Origin of the sequence: Mesorhizobium sp. M0626 (assembly GCF_040320665.1) — a bacterium.
GTDB lineage: Bacteria > Pseudomonadota > Alphaproteobacteria > Rhizobiales > Rhizobiaceae > Mesorhizobium.
Window position 1 is genome coordinate 235754 of record NZ_JAMYQD010000006.1, and the last position, 23818, is coordinate 259571.

Annotated in this window: 23 protein-coding genes; 12 read left to right on the forward strand and 11 right to left on the reverse strand. The window is 64.0% G+C overall.

What is annotated here, in order from left to right; genetic code table 11:
• Positions 1-61: 61 nt before the first annotated feature.
• Complete coding sequence (locus tag NKI37_RS09825; RefSeq protein WP_023673758.1) at positions 62-1213, reverse strand: YncE family protein; 1152 nt, start codon at positions 1211-1213, stop codon at positions 62-64.
• 606 nt (positions 1214-1819) lie between these two features.
• On the opposite strand from NKI37_RS09825, the gene NKI37_RS09830 reads away from it, so the two are divergent.
• The gene (locus tag NKI37_RS09830) at positions 1820-2734 is read left to right on the forward strand and encodes a hypothetical protein (RefSeq protein WP_023735178.1); all 915 of its coding nucleotides are present in this window, start codon (positions 1820-1822) and stop codon (positions 2732-2734) included.
• Here NKI37_RS09830 and NKI37_RS09835 read toward each other — a convergent pair.
• From NKI37_RS09835 to NKI37_RS09855, 5 genes are all read right to left on the reverse strand, one after another.
• Positions 2717-3172, reverse strand: a complete 456-nt coding sequence (locus NKI37_RS09835) for a hypothetical protein (RefSeq protein ID WP_352789881.1) — start codon at positions 3170-3172, stop codon at positions 2717-2719. The two genes, NKI37_RS09830 and NKI37_RS09835, sit on opposite strands and share 18 nt — an antisense overlap.
• A 259-nt stretch (positions 3173-3431) precedes the next feature.
• Complete coding sequence (locus NKI37_RS09840) at positions 3432-4712, reverse strand: GNAT family N-acetyltransferase (RefSeq protein WP_023698693.1); 1281 nt, start codon at positions 4710-4712, stop codon at positions 3432-3434.
• Positions 4712-6115, reverse strand: a complete 1404-nt coding sequence (locus tag NKI37_RS09845; protein ID WP_352713318.1) for a lipopolysaccharide biosynthesis protein — start codon at positions 6113-6115, stop codon at positions 4712-4714. Before NKI37_RS09845 ends, NKI37_RS09840 begins: the two co-directional genes overlap by 1 nt.
• Before the next feature lie 264 nt (positions 6116-6379).
• A complete protein-coding gene (locus NKI37_RS09850; protein ID WP_023731048.1) occupies positions 6380-6880 on the reverse strand; it encodes a hypothetical protein in 501 nt (166 codons plus the stop codon).
• A 446-nt stretch (positions 6881-7326) separates the two neighbouring features.
• Positions 7327-7599 (reverse strand): DUF4242 domain-containing protein, encoded by a 273-nt coding sequence (locus tag NKI37_RS09855; RefSeq protein WP_023673765.1) that lies wholly within the window; start codon positions 7597-7599, stop codon positions 7327-7329.
• A 244-nt stretch (positions 7600-7843) separates the two neighbouring features.
• Between NKI37_RS09855 and NKI37_RS09860 the strand changes: the two genes are divergently transcribed.
• The gene (locus tag NKI37_RS09860) at positions 7844-10432 is read left to right on the forward strand and encodes a helix-turn-helix transcriptional regulator (RefSeq protein WP_352789883.1); all 2589 of its coding nucleotides are present in this window, start codon (positions 7844-7846) and stop codon (positions 10430-10432) included.
• Between the two features lie 216 nt (positions 10433-10648).
• Here NKI37_RS09860 and secA read toward each other — a convergent pair whose 3' ends face one another.
• Entirely contained in the window at positions 10649-13381 is a 2733-nt protein-coding gene (gene secA, locus NKI37_RS09865) for a preprotein translocase subunit SecA (protein WP_023672992.1), read from the reverse strand.
• Positions 13382-13624: 243 nt separating this feature from the next.
• Here secA and NKI37_RS09870 point away from each other — a divergent pair, with 243 nt between their 5' ends.
• Positions 13625-14545 (forward strand): peptidylprolyl isomerase, encoded by a 921-nt coding sequence (locus NKI37_RS09870; protein ID WP_023686683.1) that lies wholly within the window; start codon positions 13625-13627, stop codon positions 14543-14545.
• Between the two features lie 44 nt (positions 14546-14589).
• Here the strand turns inward: NKI37_RS09870 and NKI37_RS09875 are convergent, their stop codons facing one another.
• Together NKI37_RS09875 and NKI37_RS09880 are read right to left on the reverse strand one after the other, a co-directional pair.
• The gene (locus NKI37_RS09875; RefSeq protein WP_023714960.1) at positions 14590-15177 is read right to left on the reverse strand and encodes a TetR/AcrR family transcriptional regulator; all 588 of its coding nucleotides are present in this window, start codon (positions 15175-15177) and stop codon (positions 14590-14592) included.
• Positions 15178-15316: 139 nt separating this feature from the next.
• Positions 15317-16546 (reverse strand): caspase family protein, encoded by a 1230-nt coding sequence (locus tag NKI37_RS09880; RefSeq protein ID WP_023754197.1) that lies wholly within the window; start codon positions 16544-16546, stop codon positions 15317-15319.
• A 169-nt stretch (positions 16547-16715) separates the two neighbouring features.
• On the opposite strand from NKI37_RS09880, the gene argJ reads away from it, so the two are divergent.
• The 5 genes from argJ to NKI37_RS09905 all read left to right on the forward strand — a co-directional run bounded on the left by argJ (position 16716) and on the right by NKI37_RS09905 (position 19865).
• The gene (gene argJ / locus NKI37_RS09885; RefSeq protein ID WP_023698964.1) at positions 16716-17957 is read left to right on the forward strand and encodes a bifunctional glutamate N-acetyltransferase/amino-acid acetyltransferase ArgJ; all 1242 of its coding nucleotides are present in this window, start codon (positions 16716-16718) and stop codon (positions 17955-17957) included.
• A gap of 29 nt (positions 17958-17986) precedes the next feature.
• Positions 17987-18736: a GNAT family N-acetyltransferase gene (locus NKI37_RS09890; protein WP_023713717.1), complete on the forward strand. Its 750-nt coding sequence runs from the start codon at positions 17987-17989 to the stop codon at positions 18734-18736.
• Positions 18733-19149 carry an 8-oxo-dGTP diphosphatase MutT gene (gene mutT, locus NKI37_RS09895; RefSeq protein WP_023685791.1) on the forward strand — a complete coding sequence of 139 codons (417 nt, stop codon included), beginning with the start codon at positions 18733-18735 and terminating at the stop codon, positions 19147-19149. Before NKI37_RS09890 ends, mutT begins: the two co-directional genes overlap by 4 nt.
• A 97-nt stretch (positions 19150-19246) precedes the next feature.
• A complete protein-coding gene (locus NKI37_RS09900; protein ID WP_023694000.1) occupies positions 19247-19555 on the forward strand; it encodes a hypothetical protein in 309 nt (102 codons plus the stop codon).
• Between the two features lie 127 nt (positions 19556-19682).
• The gene (locus NKI37_RS09905) at positions 19683-19865 is read left to right on the forward strand and encodes a Flp family type IVb pilin (RefSeq protein WP_023672984.1); all 183 of its coding nucleotides are present in this window, start codon (positions 19683-19685) and stop codon (positions 19863-19865) included.
• Between the two features lie 12 nt (positions 19866-19877).
• On the opposite strand, the gene NKI37_RS09910 is transcribed toward NKI37_RS09905, so the two are convergent.
• Entirely contained in the window at positions 19878-20750 is an 873-nt protein-coding gene (locus NKI37_RS09910; protein ID WP_023733657.1) for a methyltransferase domain-containing protein, read from the reverse strand.
• Between the two features lie 72 nt (positions 20751-20822).
• Here NKI37_RS09910 and NKI37_RS09915 point away from each other — a divergent pair, with 72 nt between their 5' ends.
• The 4 genes from NKI37_RS09915 to NKI37_RS09930 all read left to right on the forward strand — a co-directional run bounded on the left by NKI37_RS09915 (position 20823) and on the right by NKI37_RS09930 (position 23287).
• Entirely contained in the window at positions 20823-21608 is a 786-nt protein-coding gene (locus NKI37_RS09915) for a ComF family protein (protein WP_196814971.1), read from the forward strand.
• 22 nt (positions 21609-21630) lie between these two features.
• Positions 21631-21912, forward strand: coding sequence for a glutaredoxin 3 (grxC, locus tag NKI37_RS09920; protein WP_023672982.1), 282 nt, complete (start codon positions 21631-21633; stop codon positions 21910-21912).
• An 86-nt stretch (positions 21913-21998) separates the two neighbouring features.
• Positions 21999-22865 (forward strand): carbon-nitrogen hydrolase family protein, encoded by an 867-nt coding sequence (locus NKI37_RS09925; protein ID WP_352789885.1) that lies wholly within the window; start codon positions 21999-22001, stop codon positions 22863-22865.
• Positions 22862-23287: a DUF1178 family protein gene (locus tag NKI37_RS09930; protein ID WP_023685783.1), complete on the forward strand. Its 426-nt coding sequence runs from the start codon at positions 22862-22864 to the stop codon at positions 23285-23287. Before NKI37_RS09925 ends, NKI37_RS09930 begins: the two co-directional genes overlap by 4 nt.
• A 4-nt stretch (positions 23288-23291) precedes the next feature.
• Here NKI37_RS09930 and NKI37_RS09935 read toward each other — a convergent pair whose 3' ends face one another.
• On the reverse strand, positions 23292-23777 hold the full coding sequence (locus NKI37_RS09935) for a MarR family winged helix-turn-helix transcriptional regulator (protein ID WP_023672979.1): 486 nt from the start codon (positions 23775-23777) through the stop codon (positions 23292-23294).
• Positions 23778-23818: the final 41 nt, after the last annotated feature.

A 23818-nucleotide genomic window follows, 5' to 3' on the forward strand; every position in this document is an offset into this window, starting at 1 on the left:
CCGGCCGATGGGCGGTTGCCCTTGCGACCTTTTGCGTGCGAGCCGCGCCTCGAACACGGACTTAGCGCATATTCCCCGTATGCCCTTGCGAATACCGCCCCGGCTGTGGCCACACCGTCAGGCCGTGCGGCTCTGAGCCAACCCGAAACTTGGTCACCGCGCCTGATGTCGTGTCGATCATGTAGGCGGCACTGTCGAAGCGGCCGGACAGCCATAGTTGTTTGCCGTCGGCGCTGACGTTGCCCATGTCGGGGCTGCCGCCGCCGGGGATCGGCCATTGCGTGACGACCGCGCGGGTAGCGAAGTCGATCACGCTCACGCTGCCTGGGCCCTTTGCCTTGCCCTGCTCCATCTTGTGCGAGCCGCGGTTCGAGACGTAAAGCCGCTTGCCGTCGCGGCTGACGACGAAGCCATGGGCGCCGATGCCGGTCGGAATGAAGCCGATCTCCTTGAAACTGTCGCCATCGACGAGGAACACGCCGTCATTCATCATGTCGGCGACGTAGAAGACCTTGCCGTCGGGCGAGAGGCGGATGTCTTGCGGCATGCCCATTTTCGAAAAGTCGAGATGGCCAAGCACCTTCTGGTTCTTCAGGTCGATCTTGGCCAGTCCGCCATTGCCGTATTCGCAGGTGAAAATCGCGTAGGCGCCGTCGGCCGAGAAATCGGCGTGGTTGATGCCGGGGCAAGTGGGTGTGGGCAGGCTCGACTTCAGCGCCATGGTGTCGGGATCGCGGAAATCGAGCCGCTCCAGGGCTTCGTCGACGACGATGGCCGCGCCCGGCATGAAATACAAATTGTAGGGATCGTCCACGGCGATCTGCGGGCCGGGCTTGCCGGTCATCGGGTCGATCGGCGTCAGGCTGCCGTTCTTGCCGGTGCCATTGTTGGCGACCCAGAGCGTCTTCAGATCCCAGGACGGCACGACGTGCTGCGGTTTGCTGCCGACCGGGAACCTGTCGACTTCCTTGAGTGTCATGGTGTCGATCACCGTGACGCTGTTGGAGGAGCGGTTCGGCACATAGACGCGCGGCAGTGCACCCAGCGTGGCCGGGCTGAGATGGCCGGCGGCGGTGTGGCTGTAGATGTTGATGGACGGCGCGGGCTCGCTGCAATCCTCGGGACAGCTATCGGCCCAGGCGCGGACAGGCAGCAGCGCAAGCAGCAAAAAGGCCGCACGGGGACCGGCGTGACGCAAAAAGGTTCTGATCATCAGGATGGCTTGTCGTGAAGGCCGGCCGAAATTGCCGCGCCGACCCATAGCTGGTGTCTTGCCGTTGATCCAGTGGCTTTTCTCAGGCTCCCCGCGCGGTTGGCGCAGTCATTGGTGACCTGTATCGCGAGCACAAGCGGCTCGATAGCAACCAAGATCAAAATCCGTTTCGGTCAATATCAGCCTGCTTTGGCGCGTCGGATGCCTTGACCGCGCTACAGCGCCGCCATCGAAGCGGCCGGACAGTCAAAGCTGTCTGCCGTCTGCACTGAGATTGCCCACGTCCGGACTGCCGCCGAAGCGCTCAATTTCGCTCGCAATATTGCATGGCTTCCATCATTACCTCACGTTGCGAACGTCCTCGGATCTCCTCGTCCACCTTGCACACAGGTTGACACACTGCCTGCTAATGACCGCATAAGTTGTTGCTCAGGAGCAACATCGAGAACGCCATGTCGCCGAGCTGGGCCTGGATTCGGGAGGAAAACCGCTATTGACGATTGACTCAACCTTGGGCCGCCGATCACCTTTACGCAGGGAATGGTGGTGGAGGGCGTGATGGACTCAACTTGCAAAGCTTCTCACGAGAGCCGATTTGGCTGCGTAGTGGCCTCGCTGTCAGTGTTTTTTCTCATTCTCATGCTTTCTTCGGTAGCGCCAGCTTCGGCACAGGTCGTCTTCGGTGGTGACGCGGGAGATCCAGAGAACACGATCTGCAGCTTTGCCGGCGTGATCGGCACCACAATAAACGACGATTGTTCGGACTCCGACGATTATTTTGTGCCCGCACCGGGTATCACTATTGGCCCCAACGGCAGCCAAATTAATTTCGACGCGGCGACGGGTGCGGCGACCTTCGGTGGAGCGGTTGATATGGGTGGCAACATCGTAACGAACGTCGGCACCCCGACGGCAGGAACGGATGCGGCCAACAAGGATTATGTTGACGGCGTCGTCGGCGACGCTTCAGCAAAGAACATTGAGCAGGATGGCCGACTAGACGATGTCGAAGCCAAGAACACGCAGCAAGATACTCGGCTCACCGGCGTCGAGACCAAAAACGTCCAGCAGGACACCACCCTCGCCAATCACGAGACGCGGATCACGCAGACGGAAGCGAAGGATACGGAGCAAGACGGCCGGCTTGCCGGACACGACACCATGCTCGCGTCGCTCGATACGCGTGTGACGACAAACACCAGCGATATCGCATCGCTCGACGGACGAGTCGGCGCGCTGGAGAGCGGCTTCTCTGAACTAGGGACGGAGATTTCCGAGAATCGCACCGAGGCCCGTCAGGGCATCGCAGCGGCAATAGCAATGACAACTGCCCCAATGCCGTCCGTTCCGGGCCGCACGAGCTGGGCCGGCAATGTCGGTTATTTCAAGGGTGAAACGGCGTTCGGTGGCTCGCTCGCTCATCGCCTCGACTTCGATGAACCTTTCGCGTTCACCGCGGGTTATGCCTATGGCGGTGGGACCAGCCATGGTTTCCGCCTCGGTCTAGCCGGCGAGTTTTAGCGCCTGCCTGCAAGAGCCGAGGATGGAGCAAGAGCCGGCGGCCTTGGCCGGAGGGTGTGAAAAATGCGCCGATTGACGTGGCTGGCCTTGGTCATGGCCGTCTGCTGCCTGCAAGTGCTTCCCGCCCACGCACAGGCTAAGAAGGATGGTCGTTCGGCGTCCAAGGTGTCCGACGCCCCAAAACCGGCGGACATCGACCACAATGGCGTCCTGATCTTGGTCAGGTCCACATTGCTGGCACTCGACCATGCAAACAGGACCGGAAATTATTCCGTGCTGCGTGAGCTTGGCGCCCCGGACTTTCAAGCCAACAACCCTGCTCGGCTGGGTGAGATTTTCGCGAAGCAGCGCAACGAAGGGCTTGATCTCAGCGGTGTAGCCGTGCTCGAGCCGCAATTGACGTTGATGCCGCAAATCGAATCCAACGGCATGCTGCATATGGCAGGGTTTTTTCCCTCTGCCGCGATGCAGCTAAACTTCGAACTTGTTTTCGCTCCTATCGACCGGCAGTGGAAGATTTCTGCCATGTTGGTCAAAGTCGGCACCAGCGCTCCCAAGGCGCCCGATAGCCCCCCAATTCCAGCCCCCTCCCGCCGGTCCAAAAACCGGAACCGCCAGCTGCCGCGATTACTACAAAGTCTCAGATCAAGAAGCCCGGTCGCGCTCCGCCACTATAACAACGCGCAGGCCATCGGCTCTATCGCCGTCCCAGCAAACTCTTCACGCGATTGCGCAGCAGGCGGGCCATGTTGCGGGTTTCGCGGTAGAGGTGCAGCTGCGAGGCGGCCTGGCGGGCGAGGCGGTCGGCATCCGGCGTCAGCCCGATCACCAGCGAGCCCATCGGCTTGCGCTCGCTCCACAGCCGGCTCATCACCGGGTGGTCGGGCACGGCGCAGGAATCGGTCATCATGATATTGGGGTCGTCGAGATGCTGCCTGGTCACCTCGATCATCAGCAGCGTGCCGGGCGAATAGGTCGCCAGCGTCTCGTCATAGGCGGTCTTCCAGGTGTAGGCGACGCCGGCCTCGACGAAGACGACCAGGCAGGCGATCGTGCGGCCGTCCAGCGTCAGCGAATGGATGCGGCACATGTCGTGCTCGGCCAGCCGGTGCACGGCTTCGCGGGCAAAGGCGGCGCGGTAGCGGTCGATGGCCATGGCGGTGCGCTCGCGGCCCTTCCAGCCGGCGGCTTCCAGCGTCAAAAAACTTTCGATGGCGTGGCGGATTTCGTCCGGTCCCCGCGCTACGACATGTTCCAACCTGCCGAGATCCCCCAGGCGCCGTTTCAGGCGGCGGAACTCGCGGTAGTGGTGCGCGCGCAGCGATGCTTTCAAATAGGCCTCGCCGTCGAGCGTGCTTTCGAGCACCGGCCGGTCCGCCTTGCCGGTGGTGACCATTGTCAGGCCGCGCGTCTCGGCAACGGTGGCCAGCACGCTGGCCAACGGGCCGTCGAGGCGCATGTCGGGCAGCACGAAGACCTTCGGCAGCTTGAGATGCGGCCGCGACAGCATGCCGAAGAAATCCTCGACGACGCCGATCGGGTCGTCATGGTCGACCAGCGGTGTGCCGATCGGGCCGAACGGGCTCGACCAGGTGCGCATCACCGGAACGCCGAGCGGCACGGCCGGCCTTTCGACCGAGAACGGCACCAGCAGGCGCAGCCGGTTGCGGTATTCGTCGCCGTCGCGGATCACCGCCAGCTTGACCTCGCGATCTTCCAGCCGGGGCATGGCCGGCGCCAGAAAGCGCGGGTTGAAGAAGACGTTGGGCTCGATCGTGCGGGTGCACAGATAGTCGAGTTCCTCGACCAGTTCGAAGCCGGCCGAAGCCGGATAGATCGCCAGCTTGCGCAGCGGCCGGTTGTTGGCGAGGATCTCGAGATGCGCCGGATCGGCGTCGCGCGCCAGGCCGGCAAGGCCCGACACCATTGCGCCGGCTGGACCGCCGCTGGTTTCCTCGATCAGCGGGATGGCGGCCATCAGGCGGCTCCCTCGGCAGCGGGCACGAAGATCAGCATGACGATGCCGAGCTTGCGCCAGACGGTGAAGGACAGGGCGCTGGCCTCGAAGACCATGGCGAGGCTGGTGGCGATCGCCGCCCCCCACAGGCCGAAGAGCGGGATGAGCACCACGTTGAGACCGATGTTGAAGGCCAGCGTCATGGCATAGACGGCGGCGCAGATGTTCTGGTTGCCGCTCATCGTCAACAGGCTTTCGCAAGGGCCGACGGCGGCGCGCGCCACGACGCCGAACACCAGCAGGAACAACAGCGGATAGCCGGCGGTGAATTCCGGGCCGAACAGAACCAGCATCGGTTCGCCGAGCGCCAGCACCAGCAGCGCCATCAGCAGCGACGGCCAGAACGTCCATGACACGGTCTCGCGGGCGAAGGCGGCGAGCTTTTCCGGTTCGCCATGGGTGAACTGCGCATAACGCTGGGCGACGCCGGCCTTGACGGAGAAATAGACGAAATGCACCAGCGCCAGCGTTTTGACGGTGGCGAAATAGACGGCGACGTCATTGGGCTGGAGATAGGCGCCGACCATCAGCACGTCGGCGTTGGTGAGCAGGAAGAAGAAGCTCTCGACCAGGAAGATCGGCAGCGAAACGATGAACCACTCGGCGAAATGCACCTTCATCGGCCCGGCCGGGATATTCCTGCCCATGCGTGTGGTCACGCCGATGAGCTGGCCGAGCGTGGTGGCGTAGGTGGCGGCGATCGAAGCGAAGATGGCTGTCCTGGCGTCGGGCGCATAGCCCAGCGCCAGCATCAGCGCCATCAGCGCCAGGATCAGCACCGGCCGCACCAGATAGGTCGGCGACAAGGCAAACAGCGCCCAGGAATTGGCCCGTGACTGGCCTTGCAGCAGGTCGCCCATGGCAATCATCGGCAGGCAGAACAGGCCGAGGATGAAGGGCATGACATAGTAGCTCTCGATCCAGTTCGCGCACAGCCAGACGCCCAGTGCGCCAAGCCCGGCGATCGCGGTCGAGGCAATCAGCACGAACAGGCGGCTGGCGACCACGATGCCGCGCAGCTCGGCCAGCATGTTGCGTTCGCGGTATTCGGGGATGAAGCGGATGACCGAAGTGTGGAAGCCGAGGCAGGCGAGGTTGCCGACGATGACCATCGTCACCCAGACGAGGACGAAGATGCCGTATTCGAACGAGCCCATCCAGCGCGCCATCAGCACCTGGCTGATGAAGGCGATGACGGCGCTGACGATGCGGATGGCAAAGGCGATCAGCGACATGCGGCCGGCTTCGCCGCGCTCGTCGGCGGTGAACAGCACCGCATCGATGCGGCCAAGCAACGGCCTCATGCGCAGCGCCAAGCGCTGCGGCAAGAACCGCCCGGCCGTCGTCGCCGCGGAAAAGCGCACCCCGATGTCTCTCCGTTTTCCGCCTGTTTCCAAGCTTTCGATGTATCCGAAACACCTTAAGAAAGGGTGGGCAGGTGCGGGTGCGCCGAGGGGCCAAGGACGGCCGCGTGTGCAAGGTGCGTCATCGTATGCCGGGGCATAATAAAAGGCGAGCGAACGCCGGGGAAGACTGGGGAGCCGGTCGGCGTTTCGCTCGCCCCTCCCCCGCCAAGGGGGATGGCCAGGCACCGGATGTCCGGTGCCCGAGGTGTCACATGTGAGGCGTTACATCCCCTTCATGGCGTCGCACGACACGTTCGGGTTCATGTCGGCAAAGGCGCCCGTCGGGTTCTGTTTCCATGCCCAGACGTGCAGTTCGTAGAACGGGCCGAGGCCGTAGCGATTGGGGGCGCTGTTGAAGTTGAACAGCTGGCCTTCGAGCGAGGCCGGGCCTTTCGAGGTGATGTATTCGACCGCTATCAGCTTCAGGCTGCCGTCGGCCGTCGGCTCGTACATCACCGCTTCGGGCTTGGCGACATCGACGGCATCGTCCTTGAGATAGGCGCCGTTGACATAGTGGATGCCCATGGCGCCGCCGGTGATGCCGCTGGCGCAAGGGATGGGGGCATAGCCTTCGGCAGTGGCGGCTGCCACATTTTCGAAGCGGCTGTTGGCGGCGCGCACCTTTTCGGCCAGCGGATTGGCGTCGTGTGCCTGCGCCGCACCGGCCGCGATCGAGATGGCGGCGAAGGCCGCGAAGCGTGTCTTCCAAAGAATTATGGTCATGGTCTTCCGTTCGTTTGTTGACGCTTGAGGCGACGGCGGCCGATGCCGAAACGCCGGTGGCGTGGTTTAAGAATTGGGGACAGTTTTGTCCCTGCCGGCTGTGCGATGGATATGCCGCTTCGGTTGCCGAGCTTTGACCTCCGCGCTAAAAAATTCAGCAAAATCAACGATCCCAAAAGTAATATTGCCAATATTCCTGCGGGGCTTCCCGCTCCGATAGCCCGATGTCGCGCCTCAGATAGTCGCCTTCCGGGGGCAAGCGCCGCCTTTCAGACAGATACGCAGGCAGCCTCGTCGCGAACCGCCATAGACGGCCGAGCACGGAGGTTGGCCGGACGGTCTTTCCCAGGACAGGCCCGATTCCGCCGAGCGGCAGCCCATCAGGCAGTTCGCCACGGCCGCGAAGGACAGTTTGATGCTCATCATCGTGGCGACCGAACGCAGGATCAGAGGTAAAAGTAAGGGTCAAGAACCCGCACCTCCGTGATCTTGTCGACCGGCAGCGAGTTTTTCTGAGCCGTGCTGCGGATCGCTTCGGGCGTCGGCGCGTCGTAGATGCAGAAGCTGTGCTTCTTGTCGGGCGTGACGAAGGACTGGATCCAGGTGACGCCCTTTTCGGCATTGCGCATGACGACGCCGCCCACCGCGCTGGCGCCGATATCGGTCATCGGTATGTTGAGGCCGTCCGGAAATGTGCGTTCAATCAGGTAGCGAGGCATGGAAGACTTCCTTTTCCATTGGTTCACGCTCGATCGGAGCGCGGCTGGACGTTGACCACGCCGGCCCGGCCCGCGCATCGGAACGATTCCCCATATTGGACGGGACGATTCCCTATATTGGCGTCGTTCTTTGTGGAAAGAGGCACGGCAATGTGTGCAAAGTCACATTGCGGCGCTTTCTTCACGGGCTAATCGTGAGCGGCCCGCCATGGTGGGAAAACTCCGATCCTGTGAGACGATGACAATGATGCTTCTGGAACGGCAGACGCAGCTGCAGCAACTGGAGACACTGCTTGGCGATGCAATAGGCGGCCATGGCCGAGTCGCGGTGCTGGCGGGGGAGGCCGGCGCCGGCAAGACGGCGATTGTCGAGGCGTTCGCGGCCCGTGTCGGAGAGAGCGCGGCAATGTTGCGCAGCGCTTGCGAGGATCTGTCGATCCCCGATCCGCTGGGGCCGCTTTACGATCTGGCCCGTGAGGCGCAATGGGCGCTGCCGCGCGCAATCGACGCCCGGCATGGGCAGAGACTGCCGCTGTTTTCCGATGCGCTCGACGCCTTTGCGGCCAAGGGACCGAGCCTGCTGGTGATCGAAGACCTGCACTGGGCCGACGATGCGACGCTCGATTTCGTGCGCTTCCTCGGCCGGCGTATCGCCAACACCCACATCCTGCTGTTGCTCACGGCGCGCACCGACCGCAGCGAGGGACAGATGCGGGTGCGCCGCGCCCTGGGCGAAATCCCGGCCGGCAGCGTGGCGCGCATCGACGTGCCGCTGCTCAGCCAGGCGGCCGTGCTGTCGCTCGCCGATGCGGCCGGCCGCGATGGCGACGCCATCTACCGGGCGACCGCAGGCAATGCCTTCTTCGTCACCGAATTGTTGTGCGCCGAAAACGAAATGGCGCTGCCGGCAAGCGTGCGCGACGCGGTGCTGGCGCGGGCTGAACGGCTGTCGCCAGGCGCCCGCGCAATGCTCGACGCGGTGTCGGTGTTTCCGCGCCGGGCCGATGCCTGGGCCTTGCAAGGCCTGTGCGGCGTCGCCAGCGCCGGCCAGCTGGCCGAGTGTGTCGCCAACGGCCTGCTTGACGATCTCGGCGACGGCTACGCCTTCCGCCACGACATCGCGCGACGCGCCATCGAAATGATGCTGACGACGTCGCACAGGCGGCAGTTCAACCAGCGTGCGCTGGCGGCACTGCTCGAAAACGGCGACGTCTCCACAGGCCGCCTGGTGCATCATGCGGTCGAGGCGCACAATCTGGCGGCGGTGCGCGAACTTGCGCCAATCGCCGCGCGCGAAGCGTCGCGTGTCGGCGCCCATCGCGATGCCGCCGGCTACTACGAGATCGCCTTGCAGCAGGCCGACAGCCTGCCGGTGATCGAGCGCGCCGCGCTCTACGAAAGTCATGCGTTCGAGTGCCATCTCATCGGCAAGATCGACGACGCGCTTGCAGCGCAGGGCGAGGCGCGCCGGTTGCATCAGGCAGACGGCAACAGGCTGAAGGAGGGCGATAGCCTGAGATGGCTCTCCCGGCTGAGCGAAATGGGCGATGACCGCGAGGCGGCGGCCGCCTTCGGCGCCGAGGCTGTGGCGATGCTGGAAGCGGCTCCCGCCGGTCCCGAACTCGCCATGGCCTATTCGAACCTTTCGCATCTGGCGATGCTTTCGGAGAGGGTGGAGGACACGCTGTTCTATGGCGAGAAGGCAGCGGCGCTGGCTGCGCGCATGAACCGTCCCGACATCGCGTCGCATGCCCTCAACAATGTCGGCTGCGTCGAGCAGTGGCTCAATCCGGATGCCGGACGCCTGCGCCTCGACGAAAGCCTTGAAATTGCGCTCCAAGGCAATTTCCAGGAACATGCCGCGCGCGCCTTCACCAACCGCGCCTGTTTCGAGATCACCCAGATGAGCTACGACGCGGCGCGTCCGGTGCTGGAGAGCGGCATCCACTATTGCACCGAAAACGACCTCGGCACCTGGCGCGACTATCTCAGGGGCATGCTGGCCGATGTGCAGCTGCGCCAGGGCCAATGGGATGAGGCCGCCGCGACGGCAAGCGATGTCATCGACAATGAGCGGACAACCACCGTGGGCCGGTTTCCGGCGCTGCTGGCATTGGCGAAACTGCGCCTGAGGCGCGGCGATCCCTCGGCCGAGCCGCTGTTCGCCGAAATGGCGCGCCTGGTCGGAAGCGGCGGCGACCTGCAGATGCTGAGCTCCTATGCGGCCTTGATAGCGGAGCAGGCATGGCTGGGCCTGGCCGACAGGCAAGAGGCGCTGGCGCTGATCACCCGCGCCGAAACGCCGGTGCGCTCGCGTGCCCATGTCGGGGAGCTGGCGCTGTGGCGAACATTGCTCTCTCCCGATATGCCGGCCGGCGACACCGCCGAGATGGCAACACCATACCGGCTGCTCCTGACCGGCGACTGGCGTTCGGCTTCGGCACTCTGGTCCGAATTGAATGCGCCATACGAGCGCGGACTGGCGCTCATCCTCGGCGATGACGAGGGGCAGCGTCTGGCATTGGATATTTTCGACGGCCTGGGGGCAAGGCCGGCAGCCCAGCGCCTGCGCGATATCATGCGCAAGAACGGCGTTGGCGGCATCGCCCGCGGCCCGCGCCGCTCGACGCGCGCCAACCTCGCCGGCCTCACCTTGCGCCAGATGCAGGTGCTGCAGCTGATCGAACGCGGCCTCTCCAACAAGCGGATCGCCGAGCAATTGACGATTTCGCCAAAGACGGTCGATCACCATGTCTCGGCGGTGCTGGGCAAGCTGGATGCGGTGTCGCGCGGCGAGGCGACAGCGACCGCGCGCGATTCGGGGTTGTTGTGAGGTTTTGACGAGGGTTGGACCGAGAGGTCGCGATCCTTCGCACCCCCCTCTGTCCTGCCGGACATCTCCCCCTCAAGGGGGGAGATTGGCTGTCACTGTGGCTTTCGCCAATTGTCGAAATTGAAAGAAGTTACGGCGCCGAAGCTGCTGATCTCCCCCCTTGAGGGGGAGATGGCCGGCAGGCCAGAGGGGGGTGCTGCCCCGCCGACCTAATGATCAAGCAAACGCGCCGTGGCAGTGCTTGTATTTCTTGCCGGAGCCGCAGGGGCAGGCTTCGTTGCGGCCGATCTTGCCCCAGGTCGCCTGGTTGTTCGGATCGCGGTCTTCGGGAGCGACGATGGCGTTGCTCTCCTGGCGGACCAGAAGTGCGGTCTCGCCACCCTCGAAATCGTCCTCGCCCGTGGTGCCGTCAATGTGGCTGCCGAACATTTCAGGCGCTTCGGGCGGCGGCGCTTCGGCGGCCTGGCGGACCAGTTCGACGCGCATCAATTGCGCGGTGACGGCCTGGCGCAGATTGCCGAGCAGAGCCTGGAACAGCTCGAACGCCTCGCTCTTGTATTCCTGCAGCGGATCGCGCTGGGCGTAGCCGCGGAAGCCGACGACCGAACGCAGATGGTCGAGGTTGACGATGTGCTCGCGCCACAGATGATCGAGCGTCTGCAACACCACCGAGCGTTCGACATAGCTCATCACGTCTGGGCCGAACCGCTCGGCGCGCTCCTTGGCGGCGGCGTCGGCGGCCTTGGTCAGGCGCTCGCGGATGTCGTCCTCGGCAATGCCTTCTTCCTTGACCCAGTCCTCGACCGGCAGGTCGAGATTGAGGAATTCGGCGACTTCGGCCTTGAGGCCGGCGACGTTCCACTGCTCGGCATAGGCGTTTTCGGGGATGTTCTTGGTGACGATCTCCTCGATGACGCCTTCGCGCATCTCGGCGATCGTCTCGGACAGGCCTTCGCCGTCCATCAATTCGATGCGCTGCTCGAACACCACCTTGCGCTGGTCGTTCGAGACGTCGTCGTATTTCAACAGGTTCTTGCGGATGTCGAAGTTGCGCGCTTCGACCTTCTTCTGCGCCTTTTCCAGCGCCTTGTTGATCCACGGATGGATGATGGCCTCGTCTTCCTTGAGGCCAAGCTTCTGCAGCATGCCGTCCATGCGCTCGGAGCCGAAGATGCGCATCAGATCGTCCTGCAGCGATAGGAAGAATTTCGAACGGCCGGGGTCGCCCTGGCGGCCGGAGCGGCCGCGGAGCTGGTTGTCGATGCGGCGCGATTCATGGCGCTCGGTGGCGAGCACGTAGAGGCCGCCGGCGGCCAGCGCCTTTTCCTTCAGGCGCTCGACATCGGCAATGATTTCCTTTTCGCGCGCCTCTCGCTCGGGACCAGCAGGCATGTCGCCCAGTTCGTCCTCGATGCGCATCTCGGCGTTGCCGCCGAGCTTGATGTCGGTGCCGCGTCCCGCCATGTTGGTGGCGATGGTGATGGCGCCGGGCTTGCCGGCCTGGGCGACGATGGCCGCTTCGCGCTCGTGATGGCGGGCGTTCAGCACTTCGAAATCCTTGAACCCTTCCTTGCGCAGGCGCTCGGCCAGCTGCTCGGATTTCTCGATCGAGGTGGTGCCGACCAGCGTCGGCTGGCCCTTGGCGCGCGCTTCCTTGATCTCCTTGACGATCGCCTTGTACTTCTCCTCGACCGTCCGGTAGACCTCGTCGTCCTCGTCCTTGCGGATGACCGGCAGATTGGTCGGGATCTCGGTGACTTCGAGGCCGTAAATGTTGCCGAACTCCTCGGCCTCGGTCAGCGCCGTGCCGGTCATGCCGGACAGCTTCTTGTAGAGGCGGAAATAGTTCTGGAAGGTGACGGATGCCAGCGTCTGGTTTTCCGGCTGGATCGCCACATGCTCCTTGGCTTCGAGCGCCTGGTGCAGGCCTTCCGAATAGCGGCGCCCCGGCATCATGCGGCCGGTGAATTCGTCGATGATGACGATCTCGTCGTTGCGGACGATGTAGTCCTTGTCCTTCTGGAACAGCCGGTGCGCCTTCAGCGCGTTGTTGACGTGGTGGACGATGGCGACGTTCTCGACGTCATAGAGCGACTCGCCCTTGAGCAGGCCGGCCGCGCGCAGCAGGTTTTCCAGCTTCTCGGTGCCTTCCTCGGTGAAGATCGAGGTCTTCTGCTTCTCGTCGATCTCGTAGTCGGCTGGGCCGAGCTGCAGCATGAAGGCATCGATGGTGTTGTACATTTCTGAACGGTCCTCGAGCGGACCGGAAATGATCAGCGGCGTGCGCGCCTCGTCGACCAGGATGGAATCGACTTCGTCGACGATCGCGTAATTGTGGCCGCGCTGCACCATCTGCGCGCGCTCATACTTCATGTTGTCGCGCAGATAGTCGAAGCCGAGCTCGTTGTTCGTGGCATAGGTAACATCGGACGCGTAGGCGACGCGGCGCTCCTCGTCGGACAGGCCATGGACGATGACGCCGACCGAGAGGCCGAGGAATTTGTAGACGCGGCCCATCCATTCGGAGTCGCGGGTGGCGAGATAGTCGTTGACGGTGACGACATGGACGCCCTTGCCGGCAAGCGCGTTGAGATAAACGGGCAGGGTGGCGACCAGGGTCTTGCCCTCGCCGGTACGCATTTCGGCGATGCCGCCATTGTGCAGCACCATGCCGCCGATCAGCTGCACGTCGAACGGGCGCATGCCGAGCACGCGGCGGGATGCCTCGCGGACGGTGGCGAAGGCCGGCACCAGCAGGTCATCGAGCGTGGCGCCGTTGGCGATATCCTGGCGGAATTTTTCCGTGCGGGCCTGAAGCTCGGCGTCGGACAGCGCCCGCATCTCGTTTTCCATGGCGTTGATCGCCTCGACACGCGGCCGGGTCGATTTTACGCGACGATCGTTGGAGGAACCGAAAACCTTACGGGCGAGACCGCCGAGACTGACCATCCGATGGTCCTTTCGATAGAATTCTCAATTTTGAGATGAGCGCCGGCCGGCCCCATCAATTCCGCGTGAAACGCGGACAAACACAAAAAGCGCCCGGAAAACGGTTCTGGACGCAAAGTCGTTGGACAGATAAGAGGGGGCTCAACTGATGTCAACGCCGCGTTAGCCCTATGGGCAGCGCCAAATTCCGCCACAATCCGGCTGATCTGCAAGCCTACCAATCCCCCCTTGGAGTTAATCTTGATGTCCTTACTGTTTCGCCGTGCGTCGCTCGCCAGCCTTGGCTTGGCTTTCGGCCTGTCGGCCCTGTCGCTGTCTCCGCTGATGGCCCAGGAAGCCGCTCCCGCCCCGGCCGATGCCGCAGCAGCGCCGGCGGCAGCCCCCGTCGATCCGAACGCCGTTATCGCTACCGTCAATGGCCAGAAGCTGACCGAGGCGGACCTTGGGCTTGCCGAGGGCGAGCTGTCGCAGCAGTTCTCGCAGTTGCCACCCGAGCAGCGCCGCGCCGCCGCCCTTTCGGCGGCCATCGAAATCCGCGTCATGGCCGCCCAGGCGGTCGCTACTGGGCTCGACAAGGATCCCGAATTCCAGCGCCGCATGGCGTTCCTGCAGCAGCGCGCGCTGCATGGCGAGATGGTCGAGAAGGGCGTCGTCGACAAGGTTACCGATGCCGAGGTGCGCGCCCGCTACGATCAGGAAATCGCCAGCACGCCGCCGGTCAATGAGATTCATGCCCGTCACATCCTCGTGAAGACGAAGGAAGAGGCCGAGGCGATTATCAAGCAGCTCGATGGCGGTGCCGACTTCCAGAAGCTCGCCAACGAGCATACCAGCGATCCCTCGGGCAAAACCAATGGCGGCGATCTCGGCTGGTTCGGCCCGGGGCAGATGGTGCCGGAATTCGACAAGGCGGCAGTTGCGCTCGAAATCGGCAAATACACCAAGGAGCCGGTGCAAACGCAATTCGGCTGGCATGTCATCAAGCTCGAGGACAAGCGCACCAAACAGCCGCCGGCCTTCGACGACGTCAAGGACCAGGCCAAGCAGGCGGTGATCCGCGACAAGTATTTCGCACTGGTCAAGCAGCTGCGCGGCGCCGCAAAGGTTGAAATCCCCGACGCCAATCTGAAGAAGGCCGTCGACACGATGGAAGCCGGCAAGTAAGGCCGGCACCGAAAACATGCAAAGGGCGCCGTTCGGCGCCCTTTTCAATTGCGGGAGATGCCTGACATCACATAGCGGACAGTGGCAAGGATTGTCGCCTCATCTTCGTCCAGCCGGTTGGTCAAAAGGTGTTTCCAGGCATAGGAAGCGATGAGGTCGGCGACCAGCGCTGCGTCGATATCGGCCGCAACCTCGCCGCGCGCTTTGGCGCGCTCGATGATCCGAGCGGTGTGGGACACGCGCCCATCGGCATAGCCAGTCAGGGCCGCGGCCGCCGCTTCGTCCGACTGGGCCTCGGCGATCAGCGAGCGGAATACGCTGCCCGAGGATGTGTCGCGCCAATGCGCGAAGAGGTTCCTCAGGAAACCGACGAGGTCGTCTTCGAGACTGCCGGTATCGGGGACGTCGACACGCTTTTGCCGCTTGTAGACCTCTAACAGCAGGGCCGCCTTGCTCGGCCACCAGCGATAGATCGTGGGTTTGCCGGCGCGCGCCCGCCGCGCCACGGCCTCTATGGAGAAGCCGGCATAGCCGGCCTCGACCAGCACCGCCTCCGCGGCCTCGAGAATGGCCTCGGCGCTGTCTGGGTTGCGCCGCGCCCCGATCGATCTGCGCGCCGGATCCTCGCCCATGTCTGTCCTCGCCAACAATCTCGCCGGCAATCCTGGCCAACAATCTCGCCGACAATATAGGTGAGCTGGCAGGCAAACGAAACGGCCCGTTTCCAGCGCTTGTAGAAGCGGGTCTCACATCCGCCCTTCGCGGGGATTTTCAGTTCATCACTTGCGAGGTTTCCGAGTCGATCCGCCACTGGCCGTCGCTCTTCACCAGCCCAAGCGTGACTCGTGCCTTGCCGGTCATGCGCGCCGCCGATTTGTCTTTCGACATATAGTCGTAGCTCATCGCGAACACGGCTTCGGCGCGGTTCTCGCCCTGCGGCGTCACATTGAGGCTGCCGGGCTCGAGACTGAACGACCAGGATGCAAATTGCGCGAACCAGTCCGTCTTGAGCTTGACGACGGCGTCGCTGTCATAGCGCGTGCCGAAGATGGTGGCGGAAGGCGCATAGAGCCGCTTGACGGTCTCGCCGATCGCCGCGGCATCGGGCGCAAGATAGTCGTCGCGCAGGAATTTCTCGATTGCGGTCTTGTCGTCGCCTACAGACCGTTCGAGTGCCGCAACCCTTGTTTCGGGCGCCGGGGGGACGGCGGGCTTCGGCTGTGCAACCGTTTCGCCGCCGGGCACAAACTCAAACCGTTCGAGCAGCGAACCCTGTTCCCATGGGCGCTGTCCCTCGCGCGTTTCGGAGACCACGTCGCGGCGCACCGCGATCATCATGTCGTTGATGCTCTGGCCGGGCTCGGCCATGTGTCGCAGCAGGGCGGCGGCGAACGGCGAATTGCGCCCGGTGCCGTCCATGGCGACAGCGCCTGGCGCCGTCGAGAAGGCGATGAAGGAGCCACGCGTCGAATCGAACTGGGCCAGACCGGCAAGCGCCGTTGCCGAGCGCGTGGTGGCGGTGCGGCTCAGGCTGCGGGCAAAGGGATTGTTGCGGCAGGCATCGAGGAACACCAGGCTGACCTTGGTCTGCTGCTCCATGATGTCGAGGACTTCGTCGATCGGCACGGCTTCGAGCTGCAGCTTGACCGGCATGTCGAGCCGGGCGTCGACCGGCACGATGTAGTTGCGCCCTTCGACCTGCAGGCCGTGGCCGGCATAATAGAACAGCCCGACCCCGGCGCCTTCCAGCGCATCGGAAAATTCGCCGATCCTGCGCTCGAGTTCGCGCTTGCCGAGATCGTTGCCCTCGATGACGTCGAAGCCGATCGAGCGCAGCTTGCCGGCAATATCGAGGGCATCGTTGACCGGATTGGTGAGCGTGCCGGCTTCGGCATAGGTGCCATTGCCGATGACCAGCGCCACGCGCCGTTCCGGCTGCGCATCGGCGCTCAGGAGCAAAAGCCCCATAAACGCCACCGCCAAGATCACCAGCCTGCCCATGGCCGATATCATAACGCCAGAGGCCCCGCCGACGCCAACGGATTTGAAATGCAAGCTTAATCCCTGGTGGCTTGCCGACAGCGGCGGCCAAGAAAACGCCCTTGCGCCGGGCCGTGCTATCGGGCAAACCGGCCTTCGCCCAGCGTTTTTCCCTCGCCCGAGGTCTCCAATGTCCGCAACGATTTCGCCGCTCGCGCCGAAGAAATATCCCAAAATGCCTGCCATCGAGGGCGTGCGCATCGCCACCGCCGAGGCCGGGATCAAGTACAAGAACCGTACCGACCTCTTGGCCATGGTCTTCGATGCCGGCACAGCGGTTGCCGGCGTGTTCACGAAGTCGAAATGCCCCTCGGCGCCGGTCGACTTCTGCCGCGAGAACCTTGGCGCCGGCAAGGCGCGGGTGCTGGTCGTCAATTCCGGCAACGCCAACGCGTTCACCGGCAAGAAGGGCCGCGCCTCCACCCAACTGACCGGCGAGGCCGCGGCCAAGGCCGCAGGCTGCACGCCAGGCGAAGTGTTCCTCGCTTCTACCGGGGTAATCGGCGAGCCGCTCGACACCACCAAATTCAGCCATTTGCTGGCCGGACTGGTCAAGGACGGCAAGCCGGATCTGTGGACCGAGGCGGCAAAGGCCATCATGACCACCGACACCTATCCGAAAGTGGCGACAGCGACGGTCAAGCTCGGCGACACCGACGTCATCATCAATGGCATCTCCAAGGGCGCCGGCATGATCGCGCCCGATATGGCGACTATGCTGTCCTTCATTGCCACCGATGCGCCGATCGCCGCCCCCGTGCTGCACGACTTGTTGTCGCGCGGCACGGCCAAGACCTTCAACGCCGTCACCGTCGACAGCGACACCTCGACCAGCGACACGCTGCTGTTGTTCGCCACCGGAGCCGCTGCCAAGCGCGGCGCGCCCGCCATCAGCGATCCCAAGGATGCCCGTCTCGGCGCCTTCCGCCGGGCGCTGGGCAAGGTGCTCAAATCGCTGGCGCTGCAAGTGGTGCGCGACGGCGAGGGCGCCCGCAAGCAGGTCGAAGTCACCGTTACCGGCGCCAAATCGGCGCGCTCGGCCAAGCGCATCGCGCTGTCCATCGCCAATTCGCCGCTGGTCAAGACGGCGGTTGCCGGCGAGGACGCCAATTGGGGCCGCGTCGTCATGGCCGTCGGCAAGGCCGGCGAGCCGGCCGATCGCGACCGGCTGTCGATCTGGTTCGGCGACAACCGTCTGGCGCATGAGGGCGAACGCGACCCGGGCTACTCCGAGGAAGCGACCTCGGCCTATATGAAGCGCGACGACATTCGCATCCGCGCCGATATCGGTATCGGCCGCGGCAAGGCGACGGTGTGGACCTGCGACCTCACCAAGGAATATGTCGCCATCAATGGCGATTACCGGAGCTGATGGAGTTGGCTTCCAGGCATCCGGCAAGCATGCTCGCCATCGTGCGCCGCTACGAGGCTGCGGGGTTTCGCGCCTGGCCGGCGGCGGCCGTGCACTATGACGGCACCTGGGTGGTGCGGCTGACAGCCGGCCATCCGGCCAAGCGGCTGAACTCGGTCAACCCGCTCGATCCCGGCGACACCCAGCACATTGCCGAGCGCATCGGCCGCGCCAGCCGGCGCTTCGACGCCTATGGCAGGCCGCTGACCTTCCGCATCTCGCCGCTGTCGGGGCCGGACCTAGCCAAGCATCTCGACAATGAGGGCTGGAGCACATTCGACGAATCCCTGGTGATGCGGCTGCCGCTGGCGGACGCGCAACTGGCGCCGGCCATGGACCAGATTCCGCTGAAGGATATCAGCCGCTTTCTCGGCGCGTCGCTCAAGGTCAGCGGCTCGGATGCATCGCTGCGGCCCGGTCTTTCGGAAATCATCGGCGCTATCCAACCCGAAGTCGGGCTGTTTGCGCTGGAGGAAGGGGCCGACCCTCTGGCGGTGCTGATCTGCGTCCATGACGGCGATCTTGCCGGTCTGTTCGAGATCGCCACCGCCAAGTCGGCGCGCAATCAGGGCCATGGCCGCAACCTGATCCTGTCGGCGCTGAAGTGGGCGAGGCTGCGTGGCGCTCGCGAAGCCTGGCTGCAGGTCGAGGCCGGCAATGCGCCGGCGCTGGCGCTCTATCGCTCGCTGGGCTTCGACGAAGTCTATCGCTACCACTATCGCCGGCCGCCGGGCGCATGAGCGAGATCACCGGCAAACGCCTGCTGCTGGTCGCCGCGTGCGCGCTGGTCGATACCGATGGGCGGGTGCTTCTGGCGCAGCGGCCCGAGGGCAAACAGCTTGCCGGCCTGTGGGAATTTCCCGGCGGCAAGGTAGAGCCAGGCGAGACGCCGGAACAATGCCTGATCCGCGAACTGCAGGAAGAAATCGGCATCGAGACCGACATTCCTTGCCTGGCGCCGCTCACCTTCGCCAGCCATTCCTATGATGATTTCCATCTCCTGATGCCCCTGTTCGTCTGCCGCCGCTTCCGCGGCATCGCGCAGCCCAGGGAAGGGCAGGCGTTGAAATGGGTGCGGCCAAAGCAGATGCGCGACTATCCCATGCCGCCGGCCGACGCGCCGCTAATCCAGTTCCTCATCGACCTGTTGTGATACAAAGCCATTTCGCGGTCTGATCTAGCCAGCGTTAATGGAAGATTTATCTCGTCGTGAAAAATTGCGGCAAAGCGGGTTCGCGGGGAGCGATTGCATGAGCCTCGACAGGGAATGGGACTCGATCCGGCCAGATCGCAGCTTTCGCGCCGCCGGCGTCGGCTTATTGCGCGTCACGCTGTTGTTCGGCTCGGCCGCAGTGGCGCTGGCGCTGATCGCGGTCCCCGTGCTGGACAACCAGACGCGATCATCCAGCCGCGATGCTCTTGCAGGCGGTCTCGACCCGATGAGCACGGGTTCGATCGGCTCGCGGGCCACCTATACGCTGCGCAGAAGCGTGCTGCAGCCCTCACCGAGCTCAGTCTGCATCATCCGCGCCGACGGCCAACGCAGCGGCGACTGCTGACCAACAAGGTCGACACCAGCTTGAGAACTTCCTCAACGCAGGCCCATTTCACAGCCTGTTAAGCTTGTGCCGTTAACCTTTCTTAACAGGTCGGCGATATGGTCGGGGATGAGAGGGATCGACGATCATGAAGCCATTGCTGCGCCGATTTTTGCAGGACGAAACAGGCGCCACGGCCATTGAATATGGCCTGATCGTTGCGGTGCTGTCGCTTGCCATCGTCGGGGGTGTCGGCAAGGCCAGCAATGCGATCCAGTTTCTGTTCAGCGACAACAACAGCAGGCTCGCAAACGCCTTCGCCGAGCACTGATCCGGAGCGCCGTCACCGCCCGCCGGGGTTTTCCAGTATCGTCTTCAGCGAGACCTTCGCCGAACCCGGTTTCAAGGGCTTTTGCTGCGAGGCATCGGGCGCCCAGCCCGACATCCAGACGATGGAAAAGCTTGCCCTGATGCGGCCATCAGCGTCCGAAAAGCGTTCGGCATAGATTTCGGCGGCACGGGTAAAAAGCTTTCGCGCTCCCGGTCGCCGGCTGCGATCGGTCAGCGCGCTGGTTTCGCCCATCGCCCTGAGATCTGCAATGAGGTCGAAGAGGGTATCGTAGCGGACGGTCACCGTTTCGACGTCGGCCACCGGCAGCGCCAGTCCGGCGCGCTGCAGCAGTGCGCCGGCGTCGCGAACATCGGTGAAGGGGATGACACGCGGGCTGGCGCCGCCATAGAGTTCGGTCTCGGCGGCGAGCAGGCTTTCGCGCAATTCGGAAAGCGTGCCGGCGCCGGCAAAGGCGCCGAGGAAAAGCCCGTCGGGCCTGAGCGCGCGGCGGATCTGCACCAGCATGCCGGGAATGTCGTTCATCGCCTGGAGCGACAGGAGCGAAACGACGAGGTCGAGGCTTTCCGGCTGGAACGGCACTGTTTCCAGCGGTGCTATCAGCCCTGGCCGGCCGTCCAGAAACGCTGGATCTGCCTCGACGCGCACGATCTCCGCTGCCTTGCCGCTTGCAGCGACCACGTCCGTTGCGTCCGGCGTCTGGCAAAACAGCACCGCGGCCTTGCCGAATTTCCGCTCGACCGCGCCGAGCCGGTCGGCAAGGTCTTCCGCCGCCCGCCGCATCAGAAAATCCGCGCCGGCTACGGGGTGGGCCAGCGCCCTGCGCTTGCGCACCAGCCAAAGTTCAGTATCGATGATCGGCTGCAACGGTAGACATCCCTGTTTGTCCGTCTAGTGATATCCTGGCGCGGACGACAAAACCACGTGGCCGATCCGGTGATGGAGATCAAGAGCCTCGCTCAAACCATGTTGAAACTGGCCATGTTGGACTGGCCGGCGCGGATGCTGTTCCCGCCGGTCTGTGCCGGCTGTCGCAGGCACGTCTCGCAACCCGGCGTTTTGTGCGGTGCCTGCTGGCCGAAACTCAGGCTGCTGGAGCGGCCATGGTGCGCGGTGATGGGCACGCCATTCACGCACGATATGGGCGAGGGATTCCTGTCGGCCGAGGCGATCGCCGATCCGCCGCCGTTCGAGCGGGCGCGGGCGGCCGTGGCCTATTCAGGTGTCGCCCGCCAGATGGTGCAAGGTCTGAAATACCAGGATCGCACCGATCTGGCGCCGTGGATGGCGCGCTGGATGCTGCGCGCCGGCGCTGAGCTAATTGCAGACGCCGATGTCGTCGTACCGGTGCCGCTGCACTGGCGGCGCTTCTTTCGCCGGCAGTTCAACCAGTCGGCGGAGTTGGCAAGGGCGGTTGCGCAGCTTAGCGGGCTGCCTTTCTCGCCCTCGGCGGTCCGGCGCGTCAAGCTCACGCGCCAGCAGGTCGGGCTGGAGCGGCAGGAGCGCGAGGCCAATGTCCGCGCCGCCTTCCGTGTGCCTGCGGAAGCCGAAATCGAGATCACTGGGCGCCGCGTGCTTCTGGTCGACGATGTCTACACCACCGGCGCCACCGTGCGCTCGGTCGCCAGGGCGCTGAAGAAGGGCGGCGCCGGAGCGGTCGATGTGCTGACCTTCGCGCGTGTCCTGCCGGGGGACTTTCGGGCCGACGAGTCCGCGACTATATAAGGTCGAGGAAAGGCACGGACCGATGCTCGATGTGACGATTTACACCCGTATGATGTGCGGCTATTGCGCGGCGGCCAAGCGGCTGCTCGACCGCAAGGGCGTCGCTTACACCGAGCATGACGCTTCGTTTTCGCCGGAATTGCGCCAGGAAATGATTTCGCGGGCGCATGGCCGCTCGACCTTTCCGCAGATTTTCATCGGCGACACGCATGTCGGCGGCTCCGACGACCTCCACGAATTGGAGGCGCGGGGCCAACTGGACAGGCTGCTTGCCAACGGCTCGACGACAAAGAGCGGTTCGTAGCGCCGCTCTATGTCTTTGTTTTTAGGCAATTCCGGACGGAAAACCGTTACACACTTTTCCTGGAATTGCTCAAAGAGGACGTGACGATGGGTATTTTCAAGGCGGCGGCGATCCAGATGCGTTCGGGCGAGAGCCCCGAGCGCAACGCGGTCGATCTCGAACGGCTGGTGCGCGAAGCGGCAGGCCTCGGTGCAACCTACATCCAGACCCCGGAAATGACCGGTGCGCTGATCCGCGACAAGGAAGCCAGGGCTGCTTCCTTCACCTTGGAAGACAAGGACATCGTTGTGGCGGCCGCGCGCAAGCTCGCCAGCGAACTCGGCGTCTTCCTGCACATCGGCTCGACCGCCATCCTGCGCACCGACGGCAAGCTCGCCAACCGGGCGCTGCTGTTTGGGCCGGACGGCGCCACCCTTGCCACCTACGACAAGATCCACATGTTCGATGTCGACCTCGACAATGGCGAGAGCTGGCGCGAATCCGCCGCCTATGAGCCGGGCACCGAGGCCGTCGTCACCGAGATCGACGGCGCCAGTCTCGGCTTTGCCGTCTGCTACGATCTACGCTTTCCACAGCTGTTCCGCGCCGAGGCGATGGCCGGCGCCGACCTCTTGTCGGTGCCTGCCGCCTTCACCCGCCAGACCGGCGAGGCGCACTGGCATGTGCTGCTGCGAGCCCGCGCCATCGAGAACGGCGCCTATGTGGTTGCTGCAGCACAAGGTGGCCTGCATGAGGATGGCCGCGAGACCTATGGCCATTCGCTGATCGTCGACCCGTGGGGTCGCATCATCGCCGAGGCCGTCCATGCCGAGCCGGGCGTGATTATCGGCGAGATCGATACCGCACAGTCGTCGGCCGCGCGCAAAAAAATCCCCAACCTTAGGAATGCGCGCGATTTTGCCGTCAATGCCGGCACGGCTGAAGTGCCGCGGCTCAGGGGCGCGGCTTCGTGATCCGCTTTGCCCTGATCTGCGAGCACGAGCACGAATTCGAGGGCTGGTTTCGCAGCAATGACGATTTCGACACGCAGAGGAAGCGCGGCTTCGTCGATTGCCCGAGCTGCGGCTCGCACAAGGTGCAAAAGGCGCTGATGGCGCCAGCCGTCTCCACCGCGCGGAAGCAGGAAACAATTGCGCTGGCCATGGGCGAAACCCAGAAGCAGGCTTTGGCGCAACTGAAGGCGATGGCCGAGAAGGTGCGCGAGAATGCCGACTATGTCGGCGACAAGTTTGCCGAAGAAGCGCGCAAGATCCATTTCGGCGAGAGCGATGCGCGCGGCATCTATGGCGAGGCGACGTTGGACGAAGCCAAGAGCTTGGCCGAGGATGGCATCGATTTCATGCCGATCCCGAGTTTTCCCGAGGAGCGCAATTGAGCGATCAGCTGGCGCTATCGATCAATTTGCCAAGCAACTGAGCCAGTGCCCCCCGCTCCGTGCCGGTGAGCCCGGCGAGGATTTCATGCTCGTTGGCGACGTGGGCGGTCAGGGCTTCGTCGATCAAGGCCAGACCTTTTTCGGTCAGTTGCACGACAATGCCACGCCGGTCGTTGGGGTGCGGGCCGCGCAGGATCAGTCCGGCCTTCTCCAGCCGGTCGAGCCGGTTGGTCATGGCCCCAGAGGTCACCATCGTCGCCTCGTATAGAGCGGTCGGTGTCAGCGCGTAGGGCTGGCCGGAGCGGCGCAGCGTCGCCAGCACATCGAATTCGCCGGCCTGCAGCCCGAAACGGGCAAACAGCGGGGCGAGGCGCTCGCGGGCGATTAGCGACGAGGCTTCGTTCAGCCGCCCAAGCACCAGCATTGGCGACACCTCCAGGTCCGGCCGTTCCCGCTTCCATTGCTCCACCGCCTTTGCCGCGCGATCCATCTGTCTCACCGCTAAGTATCTTGACCTTAAGAATCTTTGTG